Below are 23718 nucleotides of genomic sequence, written 5' to 3'. Positions count from 1 at the left end.
CCGACCGTCACGGACTTCGCCCTCCGGCTTCCTGCCTGATGGCGAAAGTCGAGCTGAAAGGCCCGAGATTCTATAGCCGGCACCCATTTGGTCCCCTGGGCACTTGTCCGTCATCTCCCTCTGAGGAACGCGACCCGCAGGCCGGCCTTGACCTTGGTCGTCAGCTCCCGCCAGGAGCGGCACTTGAGGAACTGGCGCAGGATATAACGCGGGCGAACGTAGAAGCTCTTGTAGGCGGCGACGAGGAGTTCCTCGAGCCGCTCGCGGCCAAGCTCCTTCGTCCAGTAGAGGGGCTGGAAGCCCTCCTTTGGCTCGCGGGCGAAGTCGAGCCAGTGGTCGCTGGCGTAGACGCCTTGCTCCAACGCCTGGCGGTAGATTTCGGTGCCTGGGAAGGGGGTGAGGATGGTGATGTGGACGACGTCGGGGTCGAGCTGGCGGGCGAGGCGGAAGGTGTTCCTCACGTCGGCCTCGGTCTGGCCGGGGATGCCGATCATGAAGTAGGCGAGGGTGGAGATGCCGGCCCGCTTGGTGAGGCGGAATGCCTTGCGGACTTCCTCGACGGTGATGCCTTTGCTGAGGACTTGCATGAAATGGTCGTCGCCGGCCTCGACGCCGTAGTGGATGCGCTCGCAGCCGGCGGCGCGAAGGGCCTTCAGCAGCTCCTCGTCCACCGTGTCCACGCGGGCGCGGATGTCCCAGCCGATGTCGAGTCCGCGCCGCTGAATCTCCGCGCAGATGTCGAGCACGCGCTGGGGGCGGACGGTGAAGGTGTCGTCGTAGAGGAGGAACTCCTGGATGCCCATCTCGACGCAGGACTGCATTTCGTCCACGACGTACTTCGGCGAGTGTGCACGGAACTTCTTGCCGAGGTGCGGCCTGTCGCAGAAGGTGCAGCGATAGGGGCAGCCGCGGCTGGTGAACATCGTGGTGATCGGCTGGCGGCGGGCGAGGACCGACGAGTAGCGGCGGAAGGGCACCAGGTCGCGGGCGGGGAAGGGGAGCGTGTCGAGGTCTTCGATGAGACCCGGCGCGTCGTTCACGATGATTTGCGATTGCCGATTTGCGGTTTGCGATTTCAATCTGGAATCTGGAATCTGGGATGTGGAATCTGCATGGTAGGCCAGGCCAGGGACCTCGCTCCATCGCTCGGGCTCATTCAGCCGGTCGGCCAGGGCGACAATGCTGTGCTCGCCTTCGCCCAGGATGGCGAAGTCTACGCCCGGCAGGGCGACGGTCTCGCGCGGGTAGAGGTGGACGTGCGGGCCGCCGAGGACGACGCGGGCCTGGGGTGCCGCCTGCCGCACGATGCCGACCGTGCGCAGCACGTCGAGGAGGGTGAAGGTCATGGCCGTGATGCCCACGAGGTCGGGGGCCTCGCCGGCCACGTGCTCCGCCAGCTTCTCGTAGGACAGTTCCTCGGCCTGAGCATCAATCACGCAGACGGCGTGTTCAGAGCGCTCCTCGAGCATGGCGGCGAGGTAGAGGAGGCCGAGGGGCGGGTTGTGGCCCCGCTCCTCGTCGAGGAACTTGGGGTTGTTCCCCACGAGGGTGTGCTCGGCGGGCGGGTTGATGAGGAGCACCTTGGCCATGCTCAGCCTCCGGGATGGCTCACGGCTCGGGAACCAGGGCGCTGTAGACCTCGCGCACGATGGCCGCGTGGCGCCAGAGGGGGAACTCGGCCGTGACGCGCGCGAGCGCAGCCTCTGCGAGCGCGGCGGCGAGCTGGGCGTCGCTGAGCAACCGTGCGATGGCGGCCGCCAGGGCCCCCGGGTCGCGGGGCGGCACGAGGAGCGCCTCGTGGCCGTCCCGTGCGATGTCGGGCACGCCGCCGGCGGCCGTGGCCACGATGGGGCGTGAGGCGGCCATGGCCTCCAGCAGCACGATCCCGAAAGGCTCCTCGTGGGAGGGGAGGACGAAGACGTCGAGCGCGTTCATCACGGCCGGCACGTCGTGGTGGAAACCGGTGAAGATCACCTGCTCAGCAATGCCCAGCTCGGCGGCGAGGGCGTGGAGGCGGTCGCGGAAGGCCGCGTCGGCGGAGACCTCGGCGGGGCTGGACACGCAGTCGCCGACGACGAGGAAGCGCGCCTCGGGGTGGCGGCCGGCCAGGAGGGCCGCGGCGCGCAGGAAATCGTCCTGGCCTTTCCACGGCGTGATCCTGCCCACGGTGCCGATGACGCAGGCGTGGGGGGGAATGCCCAGGTCGCGGCGAAGCGTCAGGCCGGCCTGGCGGTTGGCGTAGGGCGCCGGGTCCACGCCCTCGGGCACGAGGGTGATCTTGGCACCCGACTCGGGGAACTGGCGGCGGAAGGGCGCGGCGATGCTCTCCGACACGCAGAGCAGGTGGTTGCAGCGGCGCACCAGCCAGGCGCCGATGCGGCCGAAGTGGCTCACGGGGTTTCGCACGTGCCACACGCAGGCGGCGCCGGCGAGCCGTGCGGCCGGGATAGCGTGCACGGCGAGCGTGTTCTTGTTGATGTGCACCACCTGTATCCTGCGGCGGCGGATGACCCACGCGAGGCGCAGGGCGCCCTGCGCGAATCGGAACGCGTAGAGCATCAGCTTGAGGGGATTCCGCGTGCGCGCGATCAGCCCCAGGCGCGCGACGACCACGGCCACGCGCGCGTTGCGCAGCAGCGTGGCGAACCGCCCCTCCTCGAAGAGCAGCGCGTGGAGCTGGTATCGGGTGGCGTCGAGATGCTCGACGAGGGAGAGCAGGCTGCGCTCGGCCCCGCCCAGCTCGCCGCCGGTGTCGGTCACGTAGAGCACGCGGAGCGGGGGCCTGGGGTCGCGCGGCGTTGGCACTGGGGCGCCCTGAGCCTTCATCCGGCATCGCCTGCCTTCGCGCGGAGTTGGGAGACGAGTTCCTCGAGCCCCTGGGCCGTGCGGTCCCAGGGGAAGCGCTCCACGGCGTAGGCCCGGCATCGGTCGCGGAAGCCGGGCTCGTGGATCACGTCGAGGCCGGGCCCGAGAATAGAGTCCGCAATGGCCGCGGGGTCCGTGCCCGACATCAGGAGGCGCGGGTCGAGCGGCCCGAGGATTTCGGGCGCCGCGCACCGCGAGGTGGCGAGCACCGGGGTGCCGCAGGCGAGGGCCTCGGTGGTCACGAGGCCGAAGGCCTCGAGGGTCAGCGAGGGCAGCACGAAGAGGTCGGCTGCCTGGAGGTATCGGGGCAGGTCGTCGGGGGGCAGCAGGCCCAGGAAGTCCACGCGGCCGCCGGCCGTCTTCGCCAGGTCCTGCAACCGGGGGCCGAGGGGCCCGACGCCGCCGATGACGAGGCGCAGGTCGTGGCGCCGTGCGGCGGCCAGGCCGAAGCCGCGGATGAGTTCGCCGATGCCCATGCGCGGCACGAGGCGGCGGACGCACAGCAGCACGTGCTCGTCGGGCGCCCAGCCGAGGCGCGCGCGGACGGCCTGGCGGTCGTCGGCGGGGCGGAAGCGGGCGGCGTCCACGCCCAGCGGAATGATGCAGGCGTGCTGGGTGGCGACGCCTGGGAACGCGTCGGCCAGCAGGCCGCGCGAGTACTCGCTGGGGCACACCACGGCGTCGGCCGCCTCGATGGCGGTCCGCTGCCCGAGGGCCCGCCGATGCGCGGTCCAGGCGCCCGAGAACAGGAGCGCCTGCCGGCGCCAGCCGCGCAGGCCGGGCGGCAGCAGGCCCCGCACGGCGTTCCGGTGCTCTTCGGCCAGCGGGGCGTAGAAGCAGTAGGCGGCGACGGCGCGGCGCCGCGCGCGGGACCGCAGCGCGCCGTAGGCAGTGACGATGGGCTGGAGGAGCAACAGGTCGTAGGGTTCGCGGCTCAGGTGCTCATCCAGGTAGCGGCGGGCGGCTGTGGCGTTGGCGCGCTCGTAGAGCAGGCGGCCGAAGGGGCGAGGCGGCACGCGCTCGCCGAAGCGGAAGATGCGCAGCCCGGCCATCTCCTCCTGCGACGGCCACTCGGGGCGCTTGCGCATCGTCAACACGTCCACGCCGTGGCCGCGCCGCACCAGGGCCGCGCCCGTTTCGAACGCGGCGTGCTCGGCGCCGCCGATGAGCGGGTGGAAGTTGTCTATGGCGATGAGGATGCGCAGGGACTCAGGCATCGCTGGGAACCTCGCCGCGAGACTGTGGGGAAGCTGCCCACAGATGCCGCCGGAGCGAACGCAGGTCGGCGAGCGTCTGGCGTCCGTCAAGGGCGAGAAGAGCGGCGACGTAGACGAGGCCGACCGCGGCGAGTTTGGCCACGCCGGAGGCCAGGCCTGGGCCGAGGCCGGACGCTCTCTCGAAGGCGAGTGCCGCCGCGCCCGCCGCGCCCAGGCCCAACAGGGGCCACAGGAGCATGTGGGCATAGGCGATGTCCACCACGCGCGGCAGGAAGCGTGCGTACCAGAGCGCGAGGCCGACCAGGACGACGAGGCCCACGCTCGCGGCGGCGCCCTGGGCCCCCCAGCGCCAGGTGAAGAGCGGGCAGAGGGCCAGCAGCGCGAGCGCCTGGCCCACGAGCGTGTGCCCGCACGTCTTCGGCCGCCCGACCGCGGTGAGCAGCCCGCCCGCATCGTCCATCAGGGGCCTCAGGATCGCGTAGAGGAGGAGCCAGCGAACCAGCGGGGTCATGGGCAGCCACCGCTCCAATCGGGCGACCACGAGGAAATCCGGCAGCGCCAGCGCCAACCCGAGGGCGAGCGGCCCGGCCAGCCGAAGCGTCGCGCCCGACACGATCCGAAACGCCTCGGACAACTGCGCGCGGTCGCCCTGTAAGCGAGCATACAGCGGGAAGGATACCCGCGTCAACACCCCGGTCACGAAGGCCAGCGGCAGCAGGGCGAGCCAGTAGGCGCGGTCGTAGTAGCCGAGGGCCGCCGTGCCCCGAAGCTGTCCGACCACGAGGTCATCATACTTGAGCACCCAGGCCGTCGCCAGGCTGCCGAACCACAGCGGCAGCGCGAACCGCAGGAGCCAGCGCGCATCCTGCGCGTGGAAGCCGATGCGGATCGGCTCCACCACGCCCAGGCAGGCGAGGGCGACCGCGCGCACGAGGGCGTGGAGCACGCGCTGAGCCACGAGCGCCCAGAGGCCCTGGCCCAGGGCCGCCAGGCCCACGGCGGCCGCCGTGGCCGCGAGGGCGCTGGCCACGTCGGCGGCCATCACCCGCCCGAAGCGCAGCGCGCGGGCGAGCCGGGCGGTCTGCACGTCGGAGGCCGCGTCGCAGAGCGCCGCGGCGGCCAGCGCGGCGAGCACGCCGAAGTGGGTCCGCTGCGAGAGGGCTTGGCGGAATACGGCCGACCCCGCGGCCAGGATGCCGAGCACGCCCAGCAGCATCGCCACACGCAGCACGAGGAACGTCGCAAACGTCTCGTCCACCCGCTCCCGCCGATGGATGGCGGCCTGGGCGAAGCCCCAGTTGCTGGCGGCATCGCACAGGGCGACGAGCGAGGCCGCGTAGGCCACGACGCCGAAGTCTTCAACGCCGACCTTGTAGAGCAGGTAGAGCGAGCCGGCCAGGCCGACGAGCCGCGTCACCGTGTTGCCCGCGAACACGGCGAGGGTCCCGCGCACGGCTTGCCGGCTCAGGACCTGCCCCGCGTTTGCCGAGGGATCGCTCATCGCCGCGCGCTCTCGTAGAGGGCCACCAGATCGGCGCCGTGGCGCTGCCAGGGGAACTGCTCGGCCCGCTGGCGGGCCGCGGCGCCCATCGCCGCGCGCTCGGCCGGGCGGTCGTGCAGCCACTGGAGGCTCTCGGCAATCGCGTCGGGCGAGCGAATCGGCACCACGAAGCCGTGCACGCCGTTCTCGACGGCATCCTTGGAGCCCGTGTTCTCCGAGACGATGACGGGGCGGCCGCTCGCCATCGCCTCGAGGACGACGAGGGGGAAACCGTCCTCGATGGCCGGCAGCGCGAGCACCGAGGCGCCCGCGTAGGCCGCGGGCATGTCGTGGCCGAAGCCCGGCGTCTCGAACGCGGTGCGGCGGCGGAACTCCTCGACGCGCGGCGCAATCGCCGGCTCGATTCCCCCCAGCAGCACCAGGCGGCTGTCGGTCAGGCGCAGCCGGGCCCAGGCCTCGAGCAGGTCGAGGACGCCCTTGCGAAGCCCGATCTCGCCGACGAAGAGCACGGTGAACCTGTCGGGCTCGGGGCCGGGCGCGAACCGCGACGGGTCCACGCCATACGGGCTCTGCACCAGCCTCTGCGCGGGGAAGCCCTCGTCAATGAAGCTCTGGCGGCAGAACGAGCTGGGCACGTGAACGAAATCCGCCGCTTCGTACTCGGCCACGCACCGCTCGACCAGCCGCCGCATCGCCCGGGGCGGGCGGAGGCCGAAGCGGGCGTGCTCGCCCTCCAGGAGGCGCGCCTGCGCGGCGGCGTGGGCCGAGCCGCGCTCGACGAAGGTCAACGCCCCGCGCTCCTTCGCGCGCGCCAGGCTCGCCAGGCAGTGGGAGTTCCAGCCGTGGAAGACGTCGAAGCCCTCCGGCAGCCGCCTGGCCGCTCGGCGGTCGAACGAGGCATCCTTCAGCCGCCAATACATGTGCACAGGCAGGCGCAGGTAGCGGCGCGAGGGGAACCAGAGCGGCCGGATGAGGTCGGCGGGGATGTCGTTGGGCTCATAGCCGAGGCAGAAGAGGCGGGTGAGGTGCCCGGCCCGCCAGATGCCTCGGGCGGCGTGATACGCGGTGGTCCCGATGCCGCCGCCGGCGAGGCGCGAGCCGATGGAGTAGACGACGCGCATGCCTGCCCCTCTGGCCAAGGCGAATGCCGTTGGCACCGAGGGCAGTGTAGCCGGCGGCCGGAGCACTGTCAAGCAACCTCGGCGTGCGGGGAGGCGTTGCCATGCCTGGGGCCTCCCTCCCGAAGGTTCCAATGCGTTCGGGAGGGTAACGGGCAGGGCGGGCGCTGGGGACCTTACCCTGCCGAACGCATTGGAACGTTCGGGAGGGGCGGCTCTCATGCTCGCCCCTACGCTCTGCCACCTTCTCTTTCTCGCCCCGTCGCTCCGTCGCCTTCTCTTTCTCGCCCCTACGCTCCGCGTGGGGGCGGAGAGGCGGACGCTCCCGCGTCTATTCTTCCCCGAAGAAGAAGAGGCAGCGGAGCGGCCAAGAAGCCGTCCCCACGCAGAGCGTAGGGACGAGGAAAGGGAGAAAGGCGCCTTCCGCCCCTCTGTGCCTGGCACGCGCTGAGATCGTAAGACACGCGGCTGCGGTATGTTACGACATGCGATGGCAATTCGTGTGGCGAAGAGGTGCCTGCTGGGGGCCGTGGCAGGGGCACGCGCCCATACTTGCTCACCCCTGTGGGGGGGAGAGTGAGCAAGTATGGACGGAATGGGGAGAATGGGCGATTGCCGAGGTTCCAGCCATACCCGCCGTGTGTGGACGATGAGCAAGTATGGGTGTAAGGCCGAGAACAGGCGATTGGCGGGCAACCGGGGGCGGAGGAACGTCAGGCGGGGAGGATGTGGATGGCCTCGGGGGGGAGGGCGAGGCGGTAGGGGCGACCCTCCGCGTAGCCTTGGGCGCCGGCCGTGACGTAGGCGACCAGGGGCACGCCGGCGTCGAACTCGAGGCGCAAGTAGGGGCCTCGGTCGCTGATGTGCCTGAGGGTGGCGGGCAGGCTGTTGGGCGCCGCGTGGTCGGCGGGGTGAACGATGAGGCACTCGGGGCGGATGACGAAGGTGACGGTTCCCTCGCGGCGCGCGTGGGCGCGCAGGCGGTGGCCTGCGAGGGCCAGCTCGCATCCGCCGTGGGGCAGGGGGGTGGCCGTGGCGGCGATGATGTTCTCGGTGCGGAAGAAGCGGGCGACGAACTCGCTCCCCGGGCGGCGGAGGAGGTCGGTGAGGGGGCCGGTCTGGATCACCGAGCCGTCGCGGAGCACGCCGGCCCGGCTCCCGACACTGAGGGCCTCCTCGACGCTGTGGCTGACGTGGAGGGTGGTGACGCGGAGTTCCTGGTGGATGCGGCGGAGGTCGGCGCAGAGGCGTTCGCGGCCTGCTTCGTCGAGGGCGCTCACGGGCTCATCGAGCAGCAGCACGTTGGGCCGCGAGGCGAGGGCGCGGGCGAGGGCCACTTTCTGGCGCTCGCCGCCGCTGAGGTGAGCCGGCCAGCGCGCGGCCAGGCCGCCGATGCCGAGGAGCTCGATGAGGGGCGCGGTGCTGGCCGCGATCTCGGCGGGCGACACGCCGCGCGCCTTGAGGGGGAAGGCAATGTTGTCGGCCACGGTGAGGTGGGGGAAGAGGCCCTGGTGCTGGGGCACATAGCCGATGCCGCGCAGGCGCGGGGCGAGGCGGGTGACGTCGCGCCCGTCAATCTCGATGGCGCCGCCATCGGGGCGGATCAGGCCGCACAGGCACTCGATGAAGAGCGTCTTGCCCGAGCCGGTGGGGCCGAGGAGGATGAAGTAGTCGCCCGCTGGGACCTCGAGGGAGAGGTCGTGGAGCGCGAAGGCGCCGATGCGGAGGGAGAGGCCGCGCACGCGGATCATCGGTTCAGCCACCTCCGCCCCGGGGCCAGGGCGTGCACGAGGACGAGGGCCAGCGTGGCCGCGGCCAGCATGAGGAGGGCCACGGCCAGCGCCACCTCGAGGCGGCCGATGGAGAGCTCGAGGGCGATGGTGGAGGGCAGGACCTCGGTCTTCATGCGCGTGGTGCCGGCGAAGACCATGAGCGGCCCGTAGAGGCCGACGACGTGCGCCCAGGCCACGATGGCCCCGGCCACGATGCCGTTGCGGGCCATGGGCAGCGCCACGCGGCGGAAGGCCTGGCCGCGCGTGCAGCCCAGCGTGAGAGCCAGGTCCTCGAGGCGGCGGTCCACGCTGTCGAACGCCGCGGCCGCCGTGCGGATGCCGAAGGAGGCCGAGACCACGAACTGGCACAGGATGATGCCCGGCACCGTGAAGACGAACTCGATGCCCAGCCCCTCGATCCAGCGGCCCACCGGGGTGCTGAAGAACGCGAGCAGCAGAAGGCCGACGACGATGGGCGGCACCACGATGGGCAGGTCCACCAGCGTGTCTACGATGGCGTGGCCGGGGAACCTGTAGCGGCTCAGGGCGTAGCCCACGGGCACGGCGAAGAGGACGATGATGGCGACCGAGGTGAGGGAGGTGACGACGCTCAACCACATGGCGTGGCGGACCTCGCGCGAGGCGAGCGCTTCGCGGAAGGCCCCCAGGTCCGTGTAGCAGATGTTGGTGACGATCAGCGTCGCCACGATGAGCAGGAACGCCGCCACGAACGCCAGGGTGACGACCGAAAAGAGGGTAACCGAAGGGCCGGCAACAGGGCCGCGGCGGGCTTCAATGGGGGTCGCGCGCCTGAACAAGGGGCCGCTCACTGTGCAGGGGGGGTGGTTGTGTAGTGGTGCCTGGCGAAGATCGCTCTGCCGGCGTCACTCACCAGGAAGTCCACGAACCGCTGCGCCCTCTCGCGGTTCTTCGAGAAGCTCAGGATGCCGATGGCCACGCGCGAGATGACGTTCTTGTCGCTCGGAATGGCGATGGCGTCGGCGTCGCTGGCATAGTAGGCGGCGATGGCGTCCCACACGATCGCGGCGTCGAGCTGGCCGAGCTTCACCTGCATGCCGAGTTCGTGGACCGTGAGGGTCTGGACCTTGGTATTGGCCTGGATGGCGTCGGGGGGGATGTTGTTCTTCTGGAAGAGCTTGACGCAGATCTGGCCGATGGCGCAGGCCTCGGGGTTGCCGAGGCCCAGGCGCACGCCAGGCTTGGCGAGGTCCTGAAGCGTCTTGATCTCCTTCGGGTTATTCTTGGGCACGAGGATGACGGGGATCCAGTAGCACACGTCCTGGCGCGAGGCGATCAGGCCCAGTTCCTGGGCGCGGTCCACGTACTCGGACTCGCCGGGCAGGTACAGGTCGCCGCGTTTCGATGCCTTCATGTTGGACAGGAGGGTGCCGGAGCCGGCGTAGTCGCAGTGGATGGTGATGCCCGTCTCCTTGCGGAATGCCTCGATGGCCTCGGCCACGGGGGGGCGGATGCCGGCGCCGCAGTAGAGATGCAGGCCGCCGCTGGTTTCTGCGGGTTCCTTCGTGGCGGCGGGGCCGGTGGGCTCGCCGGCGGTGGGCGCGGGCGAGAAGCCGAAGGCGGCGAAGACCTCGCCAGCCTTCGGGGAGGCCACGTACTTGGCGAACGCAGCCGCCGCTTCGGGCTGCTTCGAGCACTTGAGGGTGGCGATGGTGACCTTGATGCACCCCATGTCGATCACGCCGAACGTGGGCGTGGTGACCGCGTCCACGCCCGACTGGAGCAGGAACGCGGGCTCGATCGGCACCGCATCGAGCTTCTCGCGGCGCAGGTGGGCGACGGCGTCCCACACGATCGTGGCGTCGAGGTTGCCGAGGGCGACGGCGTTGGCGACCTCGCCGCCCATGCGCGTGCGGGTGACGACGTTGGCCTCGATCTCCTTGCGGAGGCCGGCCTTGTCGAACATCACGGGGTTGAGGTGGCCGAGGGTCGAGTACTTCTCGTCGGTGAGGCCGATCCGTAGCCCGGGCTGTGCCAGGTCGCGCAAGCCCTTGATGCCCTTCGGGTTGCCCTTGGTGACGGCGATGGTGGGGGTGAGCGAGGCCATCGTCCACACCTGCTCGGCGAGGCCCTTGGCCTGCGCGCCGCCGGCGAAGGGGTCGTGGCACACATAGAGGTCGCCGCGCTTGGCCTGTTCGATCTTGATGAGCAGAGCGCCCGAGTCGCCGAAGTCGAACTGCACGGGCTGGCCTGTCTCGGCCTCGTAGCGCCTGGCCAGCTCCTCCATCACGGGCCGCATCGTGCCGCCCACGTAGCACACCAGGGGTTGCTTGCCCGGGGGCGCCTCGTCCTTGCCGCAACTGGCGAGCAGGCTGACGAGGGCCGTGATAGCCGTCCATGCGAGGCATCGAACTCGTTGGCGTGGTCCCACTTCGGCTGCTCCCTTCGTCTCATGCATTTGGGGTCACGATCCTCCCGTCGCGGATCAGCACGGTGCGCTGCGCGTACCGGGCGGCGAGTTCCTCATGGGTCACGACCACGATGGTGGCTCCCTCGCGGTGGAACTCGGCGAGGTGATTCATCACTTCGGTGGCATTGTCGGGGTCGAGGTTGCCGGTCGGCTCGTCGGCGAGGATGAGCCTGGGGCGATTGAGCAGCGCTCGAGCCATGGCCGCGCGCTGGCGCTCGCCGATGCTTAGCTCGGAGGGCCTGTGATGCATGCGGTGCGACAGGCCGAACCGCTCGAGCAGCGCCGTGGCCTTCGCGGTGCTGTCGTCGGCGCTGCGCACGGCGAGGGTGGGCAGCAGCACATTCTCGAGCACGCTGAGGTAGGGCACCAGGTGGAAGAGCTGGAAGACGAAGCCGATGTTCTCGGCGCGGAACCGCGCCCGTTCGCTGGGCGAGAGCGCATAGAGGTCGGTCCCTGCGACCATCACCCGCCCCGCCGTGGGGCGGACCATCGCGCCGATGGTAAGTAGGAGGGTTGACTTGCCGCTGCCGCTGGCCCCTCGGATGGCCAGGAACTCGCCGGCCTCCACGCGCAGGCTCACGGCGTCGAGCGCGCGCACTTCGCCCTGCGGGCCTTGGTAGCGCTTGGTGACGCCGTCGAGATGCACCATCGCGTCGCCGCCTCCTGCGGACGTCAGGCGGACCTGCCGCACGATCGGCGGGGAGAGCGCGACGGGAGGTCCCAGCCCAACGATGCTGCTTAATCATTATACGGGTAGGGCGATTGCCGGCAACCGCGCGTTGGGGCGGAACGCCGAGGCGGCGCACAACGAGTGGCGCGCCGCCTCGCAACCGGAACCCGAACCACGTGCCAGGAGGCCGGAAGCCGCCCGGCGCCGGCTAGTTGCCCTTGGCCTTCGGGGCGCCCTTGGCCTTGCGGGCCTCCTCGTCCTTGCGCTTGCGCTCGGCCTCCAGCTCCTCCTTCTTCTTGGCCAGCTCGTCAATCTCGGGCGACATTGTGCGGAGCTTGGCCATGAACTCGGCCTCTTCCCTGTCGAGCTGCTTGCGGCGCTCAGCGAATTGCTTGTAGGCCTCGGCGAGCTCAGGCTTGCTCTGGATGAACTTCCTCTGGGCCGCGGCCAGCTTGGAGCTGACGGACCGGAATTCGTCTACCGCCTTCTCCTTGGCGGCCGGCTCCTCCTTCTTCGGCGCATCCCCCTCGGCCGCGAGGGCGCGGCCCGATAGCCCGGCGATCATCAGCACACCCAGCAGCACCCTGATCCCGCGCGTGAGCATCTCCAGAGTCTCCTTCACAACGCCTTGGGCGGTACCGCGCCGCCCCGCTCGCCGCGCCCGCGACGACTGCACGCAATGATGCGCCCGACGGCCCGAAAAGTCAAGTGGCGCTTGAACCGATCCACCCGCTTCCCTATCATATAACACAGTGGCGACCCCGCGCTCACGCCTGGACAAAGGAGCCGTGCCGGCCATGGCCGCTACCGCCGAGTGCCCGAACCGCCCAGTGAACCTTCAGATGTGCCCGTGCCCCAACGAGGCGTGCGAGCGTCGTGGCATCTGCTGCCTGTGCGTGCAGAACCACGCGGCCAAGGGGCAGAAGAGCTTCTGCCTGCGCGGCGCCGAGCGCCCCGCCGCCACGCGCTCCCTCAAGGGCATTGCGCCCGCCCAATGCGGCCGCCACGCGGCGAACCTGGAGTTCTGCCCCTGCGACTACGAGGCGTGCGGCAACCGCGGCACGTGCTGCGACTGCGTGCGCAACCACTGGGGCAACGCCACGTACCCGATGCCGGCGTGCCAGCGCGCCTAGCGAGGAGACCCCTGGCCGTGGCCGACTACGAGCAATATGACAACCCGCTGGTCACCCGCTACGCCAGCCGGACCATGAGCGCCGTCTTCTCGCCGCAGCGCAAGCACTCCACTTGGCGCCGGCTGTGGCTCACCCTGGCCGAGAGCCAGAAGGAGCTGGGCCTGGCCATCACCGACGCGCAGCTCGCCGAGATGCGCGCCCACCTGGACGATATTGACTTCGCCGAGGCCGAACGCCTCGAAGCCCAGTTCCGCCACGACGTGATGGCCCACGTGCACGCCTTCGGCGCCCAGTGCCCGACGGCCAGGCCGATCATCCACCTCGGGGCGACGAGCTGCTACGTCACCGACAACGCCGACCTGATCGCCATGCGCGAGGGGTTGGGGCTGCTGCGCGCCAAGCTCGTGAACCTGCTGGACGCCCTCGCCCGCTTCGCCGCCGAGCACCGCGCCCTGGTCACCCTGGGCTTCACCCACTTCCAGCCGGCCCAGCCCACCACCGTGGGCAAGCGCGCCTGCCTGTGGCTCTACGACTTCGTGCTCGACTACGAGGAGATCGTCCGCGTGAGCGAGTGGCTGCCCTTCCGCGGCGCGAAGGGCACCACGGGCACCCAGGACAGCTTTCTCGAGCTCTTCGAGGGCAACCACGCCAAGGTGCGCAAGCTCGACGCGCTCGTGGCCCGCCAGATGGGCTTCCGCCACGTGGTGCCCGTCAGCGGGCAAACCTACACGCGGAAGATTGACACCACGGTGCTCAACGCGCTCGTGGGCATCGCCCAGTCGGCCGCCAAGATGTCGAACGACGTCCGCCTCCTTCAACACCTCCAGGAGGTCGAGGAGCCGCACGAGAAGACCCAGATCGGCTCGTCCGCCATGCCCCACAAGCGGAACCCGATGCGGAGCGAACGCATCGGCTCCCTCGCGCGCCACCTGATCGCCACGGCGCTCACCGCGCCGCTCACGGCCGCCACGCAGTGGCTCGAGCGCACGCTCGACGACTCGGCGGGCCGCCGCATTGCCATCCCCGAGGCGTTTCTGGCCGCCGACGCGATCCTGCTGATCGCCACCAACGTGGCCCGCGGGCTCGTGGTGCACCCGAAGGTGATCGAGGCCCGCCTGCGCCGCGAGGCGCCCTTCATGGCCACCGAGCGCCTGCTGATGGCCGCCGTGAAGGCCGGCGGCGACCGCCAGCAACTCCACGAGCGCCTGCGCCAGCACGCCTGGGAGGCCCGCCGCCGCATGACCGAGGAGGGGCTCGAAAGCGATCTGATCGAGCGCCTGAAGGCGGACGAGGCGTTTGCCGCCGTGCGCGACCGCGTGGACGCCCTCGCCGGCGGCCAGCAACTCGCGGGCCGCGCGCCGCAACAGGTGGACGAGTTCCTCCGCCGCGTGGTTCAGCCCATTCTCACCCGCGAGGCCAGCCTGCTGGGACTCGACAGCCGGCTGACCCGCTAGCCATCGAGGGGTCGTGGATGTCTAGATGGTGCGTCATCGGTTGGGCAGCCGCCGTGGCATGCATCGTGGCGCTCGGCGGGCCGCTCATCGCCGGCGAAACGAAGGCCGAGTCGCCCGCGCCCGAGAAGAAGGCCCCCGAGAAGGCCGCAGCCGGCAAGGGGACCGAACCCCCGAGGCCGGCCGAGCCCCTCCACGTGTGGGCCGACCGCATCCACTACCTCCAGGGAGAGAACATCGCGCGCATCACCGGCAACGCCACCATCATCAAGGGCGACATGCGCATTGACGCCGACGCTGTGGTGGCGGACCTCGACGAGAAGACCAGCGAGTTCCGGAAGATGACGGCCACCGGGCACGTGCGCCTTTACACCGTGGTGCCCATCACGCAGCGCACCACGGCCCGCCCCCCGCTCCAGCTTGCCCCCGACGCGCGCACGGCCGAATGCGACAAGGCCACCTACGATGCCACCACGGGCATGGTCATCCTTCACGGCACGCCCGAGGCCCAGCCGGTCGTGCACTTCGGCAAAGACCAGGCACGAGCCGACCTGATCACCTACCACCGCGACAAGCAGCTCGTGACCTTCGAGGGCAACGTGCAGCTCACCGCGCAACTCGGCCAGAAGAGCGAGGAGCCTCCCGCCAAGGGCGAGGCCCCGAAGGCGCCGGCGCCCACACCGGCGAAGTAGCAACCCACCGCAAGCGGGGCGCTTGCCGCCTTGCCGCTGCAAGAGCCCCCGTGGCGTCAGCGGGGCGTCTGCCGCGTTGCGATTCCTCAGCGATGCGCTCCGTAGTATCGCCTGCGTCGGAGCGCCTTGCATCCGCCCCGCTGGCGCCGGCAACGCAGCCCGCGTGGATTTCCGCACAGACACTAGGGCAGGGGCAGCGTGCGCTCCAGCTCGGCGATCTTCCGGAGCCGGCGGGTGTGCCGGCCCCCGTCGAACGGCGTGCGCACGAACCGCCGGACCAGCTCCCCGATCATCCGATCGTCCAGCACCCGACTCCCCAGGCACAGGATGTTGGCGTCGTTGTGGCGGCGGGCCATCTCGGCCATGAAATCGCTGCAACACACGGTCGCGCGGATGCCGGGCACCTTGTTGGCCGTGATCGACATGCCCAGCCCGGTGCCGCAGCATAGCACGCCCAGGTCGGCCTGGCGACCCGCCACGCGGCGGGCCACCTCCGCGGCATAGTCGGGGTAATCGCACGAGGCGTCGGTGTGGGTGCCCACGTCGTCCACCTCGCAGCCGAGTTCCTTGAGGGCCTCGATGGCGCGCAGCTTGGCCGGGCGCCCCGCGTGATCCGACCCCACAGCCACTCTCACAGGCGGTCTCCCTTGCTCCTGGCGGCCTCCGCCATTATACCACTGCCGGCTACGGTTCCGCCACCAGCTCAATGCCGCAGAGCACCGTCTCCGGCAGGGGGGCGGCGCGCGCCGGCGTGAGCTCGACGCGCAACTCGTCGCTGACCTCGACGTTGCGGAACTCCCGGACCAGCGGCCGCCAGGGGCCGCCGGCTTCGGCGGCGATGTCGAGGGCATCGATCACAGTCTCGCCCTGTAGCGACACGGAGAACACCCGGTCGCCCGGCCGCGCGGCGCCCGGCTCCACGAAGTGCAGCCGCACGGTGTAGCAGTGGGGGGGCGAGTTGGAGCCGCCGGCGCGGCCCAGCCACCGGCTGAGGAGCGTGGGGTGCTCGCGCCGCCACTTGGTGAGGCGGCCCGCGAGAGTGATCGTCAGCGCTCGGAGCCCCCGAGCGCCCGAAGCGGCCACCCACTTGAGCCCGTCGCCCTGCACCCGCGAGGAGTGGTGCGTGAACCACTCGACCTCCTCGGGCTCGAACGCCACGGGCACATGGGGCGAGGGGCCGCCCACCCTTGGGAAATCGAGCCATAGGGTGCCGTTGTCGGCCAGCCGGTCGCCGGGCGCGCCCAGGTTGATGCCCACCCGGCGGACCGGCTCGTCACTGCGTTTGAGGTGTTGGAACGTCCACGTCTCCACCTCGGGGGTGTGGACGAGGGCCAGCGAGCACTGGTTCTGGTAGCTGCACGTGCAGGTGCGCGTGTAGTCGGGGGCGCTGAGCACGCCGCCGGCAGGGATCAGGTTCGAGGTGCAGCCGGAGCGGAAGCCCCCGAAGTTGCCCGTGCCGCCGTCGCGCGCGAGGTCGAAGTACCCGGCGGCCGCCGAGCGGAAGGTGAGCAGGTGCTGGCCGGCAATCGCGGTGCCGCATCCGTAGTTGCGGGCGAACTTCCAGGGAATCTCCTCGCCGGTCAACGGGTGCCGGCGGGTGCGGGGCTCGCCGCTCAGGAGATCGTAGGCCGCGTCCTGCGTGATGATCGTGTCGCCGTGAAGCATGCAGGGGCCCTCGTGGCGGTGCGGCTTGTCCCACAGCAGCGTGCCGTCGTCGCCCGAGTAGGCGCTCATTCGCTTCGACGGCTCGGGCAGCATGTCGCGCGAGGCGCGGCCGGCCTGGAGCAGCACGTCGTGCTCCTCGGAGTAGGCGAGCCAGGTGCCGAAGACGTTCTCGGTGGTGCTCCACAGCGGCTTGCCCGTGCGGGCCTCCAGCGCGAGGAGGCGTGACTGCGGCTTGTCGGCGTCGCCACGCAGGCGCCGCGACTTCACGATGCCCTCGGGCAGGCGGTCGATGCAGAAGAGCTTGTCGCCCCCCAGCGCGAGGCTGTTGTGCAGGAAGCCGTCGCGGGCGCGCAGCGTCCACAGCACTTGGCCGCTCAGGCGGTTCATCGCCACGAGCCACTGGCTCGAGGTGCCGCTGTAGATGTCGGGCTTGCCCGCGAGCACCCGCTTCCGCGGTAGGGCGGGGGCGTGTTCTTCGAGGAGCAGGCGGTTGAGGCGCTTGAGTTCCCGGTCCGCCACGCCGGCCTTGGCCCGGCTCCTCAGGTGCGAGGCGATGGAGTTCTCGAGGGAAAGCGCCTTCTTCGTGGGCGCCTCGGGCAACAGGTCGGCCAGAGCCTTGTGGCTCAGCAGCAGATTGAGCGCTCTGGCGAGGAACTCCGCCTCGTGCTCGCCCTTGAGCTTGGGGGGCAAGGTGAAGCCTCGCAGGCTGCCGAGCCAGCGCAAGAGCTCCCCGACATCCGTCTTGCTGACGCGGGCGAGCTCGTCCCGCGAAAACTCCGGGTCGCTGTCGAAGTCCGTCGGCGAGGTGCCGGCGACGAGGAGGTCGTTCCACACGGTCAGGTAGGCCCAGCGGGGCAGGGTGTCGCGCTCGTCGAGGCGCGGGAGGGCAAACTCGGCCAGTCGCGCGCCCGTGGCGGGGTCGAGGCGCAGGCAGGTCTTGCCATAGGCCACGTAGAGGCTGTCCGAGGTGGCCACGTAGTTGCTGCCCAGGGCGTTGGCGCCCGGCTGGTGCTCCGTGTTGTCGAACGCCTCACCGAGGCCCGGCAGCACGACATCCCAGAGCACGCGGCCCGTATAGATGTCCATGGCCCGCAGGCCGTCGGGGCCTTCGATGAAGAGCCGGCCGTCCACCACCAGGTGGCTCGGGCCGTGGCCGTGGCGCGGCAGGGTTTTCTCGTGCGAGGAGCCGCCGAACCACAGGATGCCCAGGGGCAGGCGCACGCGGTCGTCCCGCGACACCACGGTATTGGCCGCGTCGGCATACTGGTGGGTCCAGTTGGCGGCCCCCGGCAGTGCGCCCTCGCGGCGCACGAGGCTCAGGCCGTTGGCACGACGGAGCGCGGCCTGCGCGACGCCGGTCTCCGCCAGCCAGCGGGCCAGGGCCCCGTGCTCTGCTTCCCCGAGCGCCAGGCAGGCGGCGCCGCCGTAAGGACGCAGCGCTTGGAACATCCTGTCGGCGAAACGCGGCCCCGCCTCCCAGCCGGCCGCCTCGATGTCTTCCGACGCTACGAGGCTGGCGAAGTACGGGGGCAGGCCGAGGGCGAAGGGGTCGCCCTGCCGCACCGCGAGGCGTGGGCCGAGCAGGCCCGCGGCGTCGAGCCGTCGGCGCACGGCCTCCACCTTGGCCGCGTCGGGGTCCAGCGCGATGACGCTCAGGTGCGACTGGCGGACCAGCTCCTCGGCCAGGCGCCCCGTTCGAAGGCCGAGCACCAGGCCGTAGCCCTCGCGCGCGCCGCTCTCCTGGAGGATGCGGCTCGCCTGCTGCGCCCACGAGTCTGGCGCGGCCTCGGTGGGCCGGGGCCTGGTCTCCGCGGCCCGGGTGGCGAACAGCTCGAGTTCGAACCCCGGCGCGGCGGAGCTTGAATGGAGCCCGACGACCTCGACGGCGAGGACGTTGGCCCCGCTCACCAGGGCGTTGGGCTCCAGTTCCACTCGTTCGGGCATCCCCTCCGGGGCCCGGTCCGAGACCAGGGTGCCATACCCCGCGGCCGAGGGCACGCGCCAGCGCCAGACCTCGATGCCGTTGAGATGCACCACGGCCCCTTCGGCGGCACGGACCTCCAGCTCGATGGCCGCATACCGGCGTTCGGGCTCCACGTGAAACACGTGCCGGAAATAGGTGCTGGCGATGCGTTTGCTGCGGGCGGGCGCGGGAGCCTCTCGCTCCTCCGGCTCCGGCGGCTTGCTCGGCGCCGGCGAGGCGAGCCTCCAGCCGCCATCGTTGAAGCCCTGCGTCTTCCACGCGGGGTCGGGCGCCCGGCCGCCATCCAGGCATTTCCAGGGCGCGTTCGAGGGCACCAGCACCTCTTCGCTCCCCTCGGGCATGGCCACGCCGGTGGCGGTCGGCCCGAAGCAGTAGAGGTGGCCTTCGAGCGTGGCCACGAAAAGCCGGCCGTTGGCAGCCACCATCGAGGCCGGCGTGCCGGCGATGGCGGCCTGCCAGGAAACCCGCGCCTTGCCTCCGGCCGACGGGGCCTCGACGGCCTGCACCAGGTTCCTCGCGCCGACATAGAGCCGCCCGCCCGCTTTGATGTGCAACTGGCCCCTGAGTCGCAGCGTCCAGGACTTCGAGGGCTTGCCGCGGCGGAACCGCCGCGTCGGGTCGTCGCCTTCGCGGCCGCTGCCCTGGAGGTCGAACGCACACAACTCGTTCCTCTCCAGGGCAAACACCCTGTCGTCGGTGACCACGGGCGCCTGGCCCACCTGTGCCACGGTGCGCCCGTCCTTGAGGGCGAAGAGCGCGCCGCCGTTGGCGAAGAACTCGCGGTTTGCCGCGGCCAGGAACCCGCCCAGCTTCTGGTTGGCGGCCAGGTGGAAGTACAGGAGCTTGCCCGTGTGAAGGTCGAAGCATGCGGGCACGCTTCGACCCGACGGCACCAGCAGGCGGTCGCCGGCCACGGCCAGATAGCCCTGGGGCGCCACGCCGCCGAACGCGGGGCTCGAGTGCGGCTGGGTGGTGTACTGGGCTCCCGAGCCGTCGTTCGCCCACACCACGGTGCCGGACCGCGCGTCCAGGGCATAGAGGAAGACGCCCTCGAAGGGCCAGATGCCCGCGGCGAAGTAGACGCGCCCCTCGTGCACGACCGGGGCGCCGCGGGCCGCCCACAGGTTGATCAGCCGGCCGTTGCCCAGCACCAGCCGCTCGGAGGGCGCGCCGCGGAATGTCCACACGAGGCGTCCCGTCGCCCCCTCGAGGCAGTGCAGGGCGCCATCGTCGCAGGCGACGAACAGCCGGCCCTCCCAGGCCGCCGGGGCGAAGCGCACGGGGGCGTCCAGGTAGACGCGCCACTTCTCCTCGCCCGTGGCCGCATCGAGGGCCGTGACGCTGTTGTTGGCGCTGGAGCCGAAGAAGAGCCTGCCGCCAGCCACCACGGGCTCGTAGGCCACGTCGAAGCGCAGGCGCGGCTGGTCCGGCCACGCGGGCTCCAGCGGTGGGAGCTGCTTGACCCATTGGAGGAAGAGCTCGCGCGGCAGCTCCTCGGGCGACGCCGCGCTGCGGCGGGCATCGTAGCGCCACGTAGGCCAGTCGCCTCCCCACGCGGGTGCGATCAGCGCGCACCAGACCCACGAGAGGATGGGCAGGACGACGGGCGCCCCTCTAGCGGTCATGCCATTGCGTGAAACCATACGCCCTGTGGGTCCTATGCGCCCTGCCCGTTCTATCAGGAGTCTCTGAGGACGACGGCCGGGTCCTGCTGGGCGGCCCGCAAGGCGGGCACCCAGCTCGCCAGCGCCGAAAGCACGGGGGCTCCGGCGAGCACCGAGGCCAGCAGCCCGGCGTCGAAGAGCTTCAGGACGGCCTGGCGCGCGGCGGGGCCTTCGCTCCAGGCCGCTCCGGCGGCGAACCCGGCGCAGTACCCGGCCACGGCGCCCGCCAGCCCGATCAGCACCGCTTTGCCCAGGAAGAGGGCGAACACGTCCACCGACCTCAGCCCCACGGCTCGCAGGATGCCGATCTCGGGCAGCCGCTCGCGCACGTTGGCGAGGGCGAGGAAGCCGATCCACACCGTGGCGGCCAGGGCGACCAGGGGCACGAGCCAGGCCGCGAAGCGTTCGCGCTCGGCCCGCAGGCGGGCGCGGTTGGCCTTTTCGGCCTCGATGGCGCGCTGGGCGACTTCCGCCGCGGCCGCGCGCTGCTCGGCGCGCGCGAGCGCGCGCGTGGAGAGCTCGACGGCCTGGGTGTCGGGCAGGATGCGCCCCAGCTCGGCCCGTACCTTCTCCATGCCCACGCCGGCGCACACGCACTTGAGCGCCAGAATCTCGTTGATCACCCGCTCCTGCGGGATCAGGCCGGCGCGGTGGAGCAGGCGCTGGGCCTCGTCGAGGTTGATCCAGAGGGTGATGTCGTCCTTGTCGCCCCGCTCCTCGTGCAGTTTGGCCACCGTGAACTCGCCGCCCAGCAGCGTCACGCGGTCGCCTTCCGCCAGGCCCAGGCTCTTGTGGATCTGGTGGCCCACGACCATCGAGCGGGGCGGCACGGGCTGAAACATCAGCTCGGAGGGGTCGCGGTGCAGCTTGGGCACCTGGCCTCGGACCCCGACGAGGATGACCACGCGCCCCTGGCGCTCGGGCCACTCGATCTTGCGGCGCAGGCCGGGCAGGAGGTGCTGGATCATGATGAGCTTCGCCTCGGCCAGGCGCGTGGCGTACTCCTCGGGCATGTACTTCGAAGCGTAGTCCTTCGCGTAGAGGTCGTCCAGGTTCTGGTCCTTCGGCAGGATGAGCACATTGAAGCCGAGCTTCTTCATGATCTTGCGCGTGTCGTCCTCCAGGCGCGCCATCTCCTGCCTGGTGGCCTCCTCCTTGAGGCGGATGATCTCGTCGGTCTGCGCGTCGTGGGCGCGCAGGGCAGTGAACTGTGCGACGAGGCAGCCCACCGCCACGGCCACCGAGAGCAGCGCGAGGGCGAGGCTGAGCTTGCGGAAGAGCAGTTCCTTGAGGATCAGGCGTGGGAGAGTCATCGCGGCTCCCGAGGCGCGCCGCCGCGGCGCAGGACGGCGAACGAGGCGGCGGCCAGGATCGCGACGCCTGCCGCAGCGGCGAGGAGGATGTTGCGAAGCAGCAGGCCGCCCGTCGGCGTCGCCACGACGGCTTTGGCGGCAGCGCCCGCGGATGTGTCGGCGGGCCCGGCCTTGGGCAGCGCCGCGGCCACGGAGCCCGTGAGGGCCGGCGGCTCGGGGTCCTTGACGATCTGCCCGTCCAGCGCGCCGAACCAGTCGGCGGTCATCAGCACGTCCCACCCGGGGTTCATCGCCTTCACCTGGCACGAGCAGGGGCCGACCACGAAGGCGCACACGTCGGTGATGTTCTCGGCGTTGATCCCGTCGCCGAGGAGGGCCGGCAGGGCGCGTCCCTGGCCGAACACGGCCAGGGCGATCGGCTTGCCTTCCTTGCGCAGCTCGGGGTCGAGGCCCAGAAGCGTGTCCAGGAACAGCTTCTCGGCGGGGTCGGTCTGCGAGACGCGGAGGGAGGAGAAGGCGACTTTGAGCTTCGGGAGCGCGCTCTCGCCGCCCTCGGCCTCGCCCTTCGGCTCCGGCGGCGGCTCGTCGCCGGGACCCTCGGCGTCCGTCTGCGGCGGCAGTTCCAGCACGCCTTCCAGCTTCCTGAGTTGCTCGCGGAGCAGCCTGGCCGCCGCGTCGTCCTGCGCGCGGTCGCCGGATTCGATGAGGAGCCACACCGCGCAGTCGCCCCCCGCCAGGCGCCGGACGATCTCGCGCCGGGTTGGGGAATCCACCAGGGCCTGCACGTTGGCCGTGGTGAGCGCGCCCGCCCAGGCGTGCTCCTCGACGCGCAGGCTGTCGGGGTAACGGACGATCAGGCGGGGGAGGGCGCCCGCGTCACCGCCCTTGAGGAGCGGCTCGGACTGCTTGCCGTCGGGCCCCTCGAGGTCTACCGTGCGCACCTGGAGGTTGGTGAGTGCCGCGTTGCCCTCGGTGGTCTTGCGCAGCGCGTCCAGAGCGGCCTGCTCGGCGGGCCCGAGCGGCCCGCGGTGCAGCACCACGGCCTCGTAGGGTTCCGCCGGCCAGCGCTCGAGGGCGTAGCGGAACACGGGAATCGAGCAGGCCTGACAAGCAGGCGCCGCCGACGCCAGGGCCGCGACGCCCACGGCCAGCCACGCCAGGGCTCTTGTCGTGATCGTCACATCCACTGTCCTCAGCCGCCATCCTTTCCATATTCTACACGATTCCCTGGCGTGGCGCTAGCGGCATTCAGGTGGGAGCGGCGGACTCAGAGACGCCGGCTCAACAGGTCGGGGAGCTCGGCCCGCAGGCACCGCTCGATGTGTTCGGCGCAGGCCACGAAGGTCTCCACCGAGCCGCCCACCGGGTCCTCCACCTCCTCCCCGCTGCGATCCAGGAGACGGATCTTGCCCGAGGCCTCAGGCAGAATGCGGCGGATCGAGTCGCCGTGGTGGCGCGCCATGACGAAAAGCACATCGGCGTCCGCCACCAGGCCCGGCGTGACGGGCCGCGACCTGTGCCCCGAGAGGTCGAGGCCCTGGCGGCTCATGGCCTCCACGGCCTGGTAGCTCGCGGGGCAGTCGTCGAAGCCCGCCGTGCCCGCCGACAGCACCGTGTAGCCCCGCTCCGGCAGGTCTTCTATCGCACAGTGCAGGCTGTCGGCGAGCAGTTTCTTGCACAGGGCCTCGGCCATGGGCGAGCGACAGGTGTTGGCGGTGCACACGAAGACGATGGTCTTGCCCAGGGTGCGGCGAAGCTGTTCCGGGGTGATCGAGCCCTGGCGGAGTACCTCCCAGCCCTCGTCGGTGATGCGGACGACGGTGGAGGCCTCCCCGTAGGTGCACGTGCCGCCGTCGAGGATCACGTCGAGGTCGTCGCCCAGCGCGCGGGCGACCTGTTCGGCATCGGTGGCCGGCGGCTCCCCGGAGCGGTTCGCGCTGGGGGCGATGACCGGGACGCCGGCCCGGCGCAGGAACTCCAGGGCGACGATGTTCGAAGGCATGCGAACGCCGAGCCCCTGGCCGTCCCCGGTTGGGAAGATGATGGTGAGCGGGCCGGGCCAATAGCAGTCCATCAGCTTCCTGGCCGCTGCGGGCACGTTGGGCACGCAGCGCGCGATATCCTCTTTGCGGCCGATGTGGAGGCTGAAGGGCTTGTCGGGTGGGCGGCCCTTCACCCGCTTGAGTCGCTCGACGGCCTGCGGATCGTCGGCGCGGCAGGCGAT

General features: G+C 71.0%; 18 protein-coding genes. 3 read left to right on the top strand and 15 right to left on the bottom strand.

Features of this window, described 5'->3' with window-relative positions:
- Positions 1–110: 110 nt before the first annotated feature.
- The 10 genes from PLE19_20765 to PLE19_20720 all read right to left on the bottom strand — a co-directional run bounded on the left by PLE19_20765 (position 111) and on the right by PLE19_20720 (position 12196).
- Positions 111–1589, bottom strand: coding sequence for a radical SAM protein (locus PLE19_20765; GenBank protein HPD17377.1), 1479 nt, complete (start codon positions 1587–1589; stop codon positions 111–113).
- 19 nt (positions 1590–1608) lie between these two features.
- Positions 1609–2826 (bottom strand): glycosyltransferase, encoded by a 1218-nt coding sequence (locus PLE19_20760; GenBank protein ID HPD17376.1) that lies wholly within the window; start codon positions 2824–2826, stop codon positions 1609–1611.
- Positions 2823–4082, bottom strand: coding sequence for a glycosyltransferase family 4 protein (locus PLE19_20755; GenBank protein HPD17375.1), 1260 nt, complete (start codon positions 4080–4082; stop codon positions 2823–2825). Before PLE19_20755 ends, PLE19_20760 begins: the two co-directional genes overlap by 4 nt.
- Complete coding sequence (locus tag PLE19_20750) at positions 4075–5583, bottom strand: oligosaccharide flippase family protein (protein HPD17374.1); 1509 nt, start codon at positions 5581–5583, stop codon at positions 4075–4077. The genes PLE19_20755 and PLE19_20750 overlap by 8 nt, the downstream gene beginning before the upstream one ends.
- A complete protein-coding gene (locus PLE19_20745; GenBank protein ID HPD17373.1) occupies positions 5580–6704 on the bottom strand; it encodes a glycosyltransferase family 4 protein in 1125 nt (374 codons plus the stop codon). The genes PLE19_20750 and PLE19_20745 overlap by 4 nt, the downstream gene beginning before the upstream one ends.
- Before the next feature lie 710 nt (positions 6705–7414).
- Complete coding sequence (locus PLE19_20740) at positions 7415–8464, bottom strand: ABC transporter ATP-binding protein (protein HPD17372.1); 1050 nt, start codon at positions 8462–8464, stop codon at positions 7415–7417.
- Entirely contained in the window at positions 8449–9291 is an 843-nt protein-coding gene (locus PLE19_20735) for an ABC transporter permease (GenBank protein HPD17371.1), read from the bottom strand. Before PLE19_20735 ends, PLE19_20740 begins: the two co-directional genes overlap by 16 nt.
- Before the next feature lie 8 nt (positions 9292–9299).
- Positions 9300–10883 carry a molybdate ABC transporter substrate-binding protein gene (gene modA, locus PLE19_20730; protein ID HPD17370.1) on the bottom strand — a complete coding sequence of 528 codons (1584 nt, stop codon included), beginning with the start codon at positions 10881–10883 and terminating at the stop codon, positions 9300–9302.
- 19 nt (positions 10884–10902) lie between these two features.
- Positions 10903–11571 carry an ABC transporter ATP-binding protein gene (locus PLE19_20725; protein HPD17369.1) on the bottom strand — a complete coding sequence of 223 codons (669 nt, stop codon included), beginning with the start codon at positions 11569–11571 and terminating at the stop codon, positions 10903–10905.
- A 229-nt stretch (positions 11572–11800) separates the two neighbouring features.
- On the bottom strand, positions 11801–12196 hold the full coding sequence (locus tag PLE19_20720) for a hypothetical protein (GenBank protein ID HPD17368.1): 396 nt from the start codon (positions 12194–12196) through the stop codon (positions 11801–11803).
- A 193-nt stretch (positions 12197–12389) separates the two neighbouring features.
- On the opposite strand from PLE19_20720, the gene PLE19_20715 reads away from it, so the two are divergent.
- Genes PLE19_20715 through PLE19_20705 form a run of 3 tightly spaced genes read left to right on the top strand, consistent with a single transcriptional unit; the run spans position 12390 to position 14868 of the window.
- Positions 12390–12725: a hypothetical protein gene (locus PLE19_20715; protein HPD17367.1), complete on the top strand. Its 336-nt coding sequence runs from the start codon at positions 12390–12392 to the stop codon at positions 12723–12725.
- Between the two features lie 17 nt (positions 12726–12742).
- The gene (gene purB / locus PLE19_20710; protein ID HPD17366.1) at positions 12743–14179 is read left to right on the top strand and encodes an adenylosuccinate lyase; all 1437 of its coding nucleotides are present in this window, start codon (positions 12743–12745) and stop codon (positions 14177–14179) included.
- Positions 14180–14196: 17 nt separating this feature from the next.
- On the top strand, positions 14197–14868 hold the full coding sequence (locus PLE19_20705; GenBank protein ID HPD17365.1) for an LptA/OstA family protein: 672 nt from the start codon (positions 14197–14199) through the stop codon (positions 14866–14868).
- Positions 14869–15050: 182 nt separating this feature from the next.
- On the opposite strand, the gene rpiB is transcribed toward PLE19_20705, so the two are convergent.
- The 5 genes from rpiB to PLE19_20680 form a co-directional block, all read right to left on the bottom strand.
- Entirely contained in the window at positions 15051–15503 is a 453-nt protein-coding gene (gene rpiB / locus PLE19_20700; protein ID HPD17364.1) for a ribose 5-phosphate isomerase B, read from the bottom strand.
- 49 nt (positions 15504–15552) lie between these two features.
- Positions 15553–20142 (bottom strand): PQQ-binding-like beta-propeller repeat protein, encoded by a 4590-nt coding sequence (locus tag PLE19_20695; protein HPD17363.1) that lies wholly within the window; start codon positions 20140–20142, stop codon positions 15553–15555.
- Positions 20143–20195: 53 nt separating this feature from the next.
- On the bottom strand, positions 20196–21494 hold the full coding sequence (locus PLE19_20690; protein HPD17362.1) for an FtsX-like permease family protein: 1299 nt from the start codon (positions 21492–21494) through the stop codon (positions 20196–20198).
- Positions 21491–22675: a hypothetical protein gene (locus PLE19_20685; protein HPD17361.1), complete on the bottom strand. Its 1185-nt coding sequence runs from the start codon at positions 22673–22675 to the stop codon at positions 21491–21493. The genes PLE19_20690 and PLE19_20685 overlap by 4 nt, the downstream gene beginning before the upstream one ends.
- Positions 22676–22761: 86 nt before the next feature.
- The coding region (locus PLE19_20680; GenBank protein HPD17360.1) for an L-threonylcarbamoyladenylate synthase at positions 22762–23718 on the bottom strand (957 nt) is incomplete at its 5' end.

This window comes from Planctomycetota bacterium, assembly GCA_035384565.1.
Lineage (GTDB): Bacteria > Planctomycetota > PUPC01 > DSUN01 > DSUN01 > DAOOIT01.
This window is presented reverse-complemented; position numbering and strand designations above follow the sequence as displayed.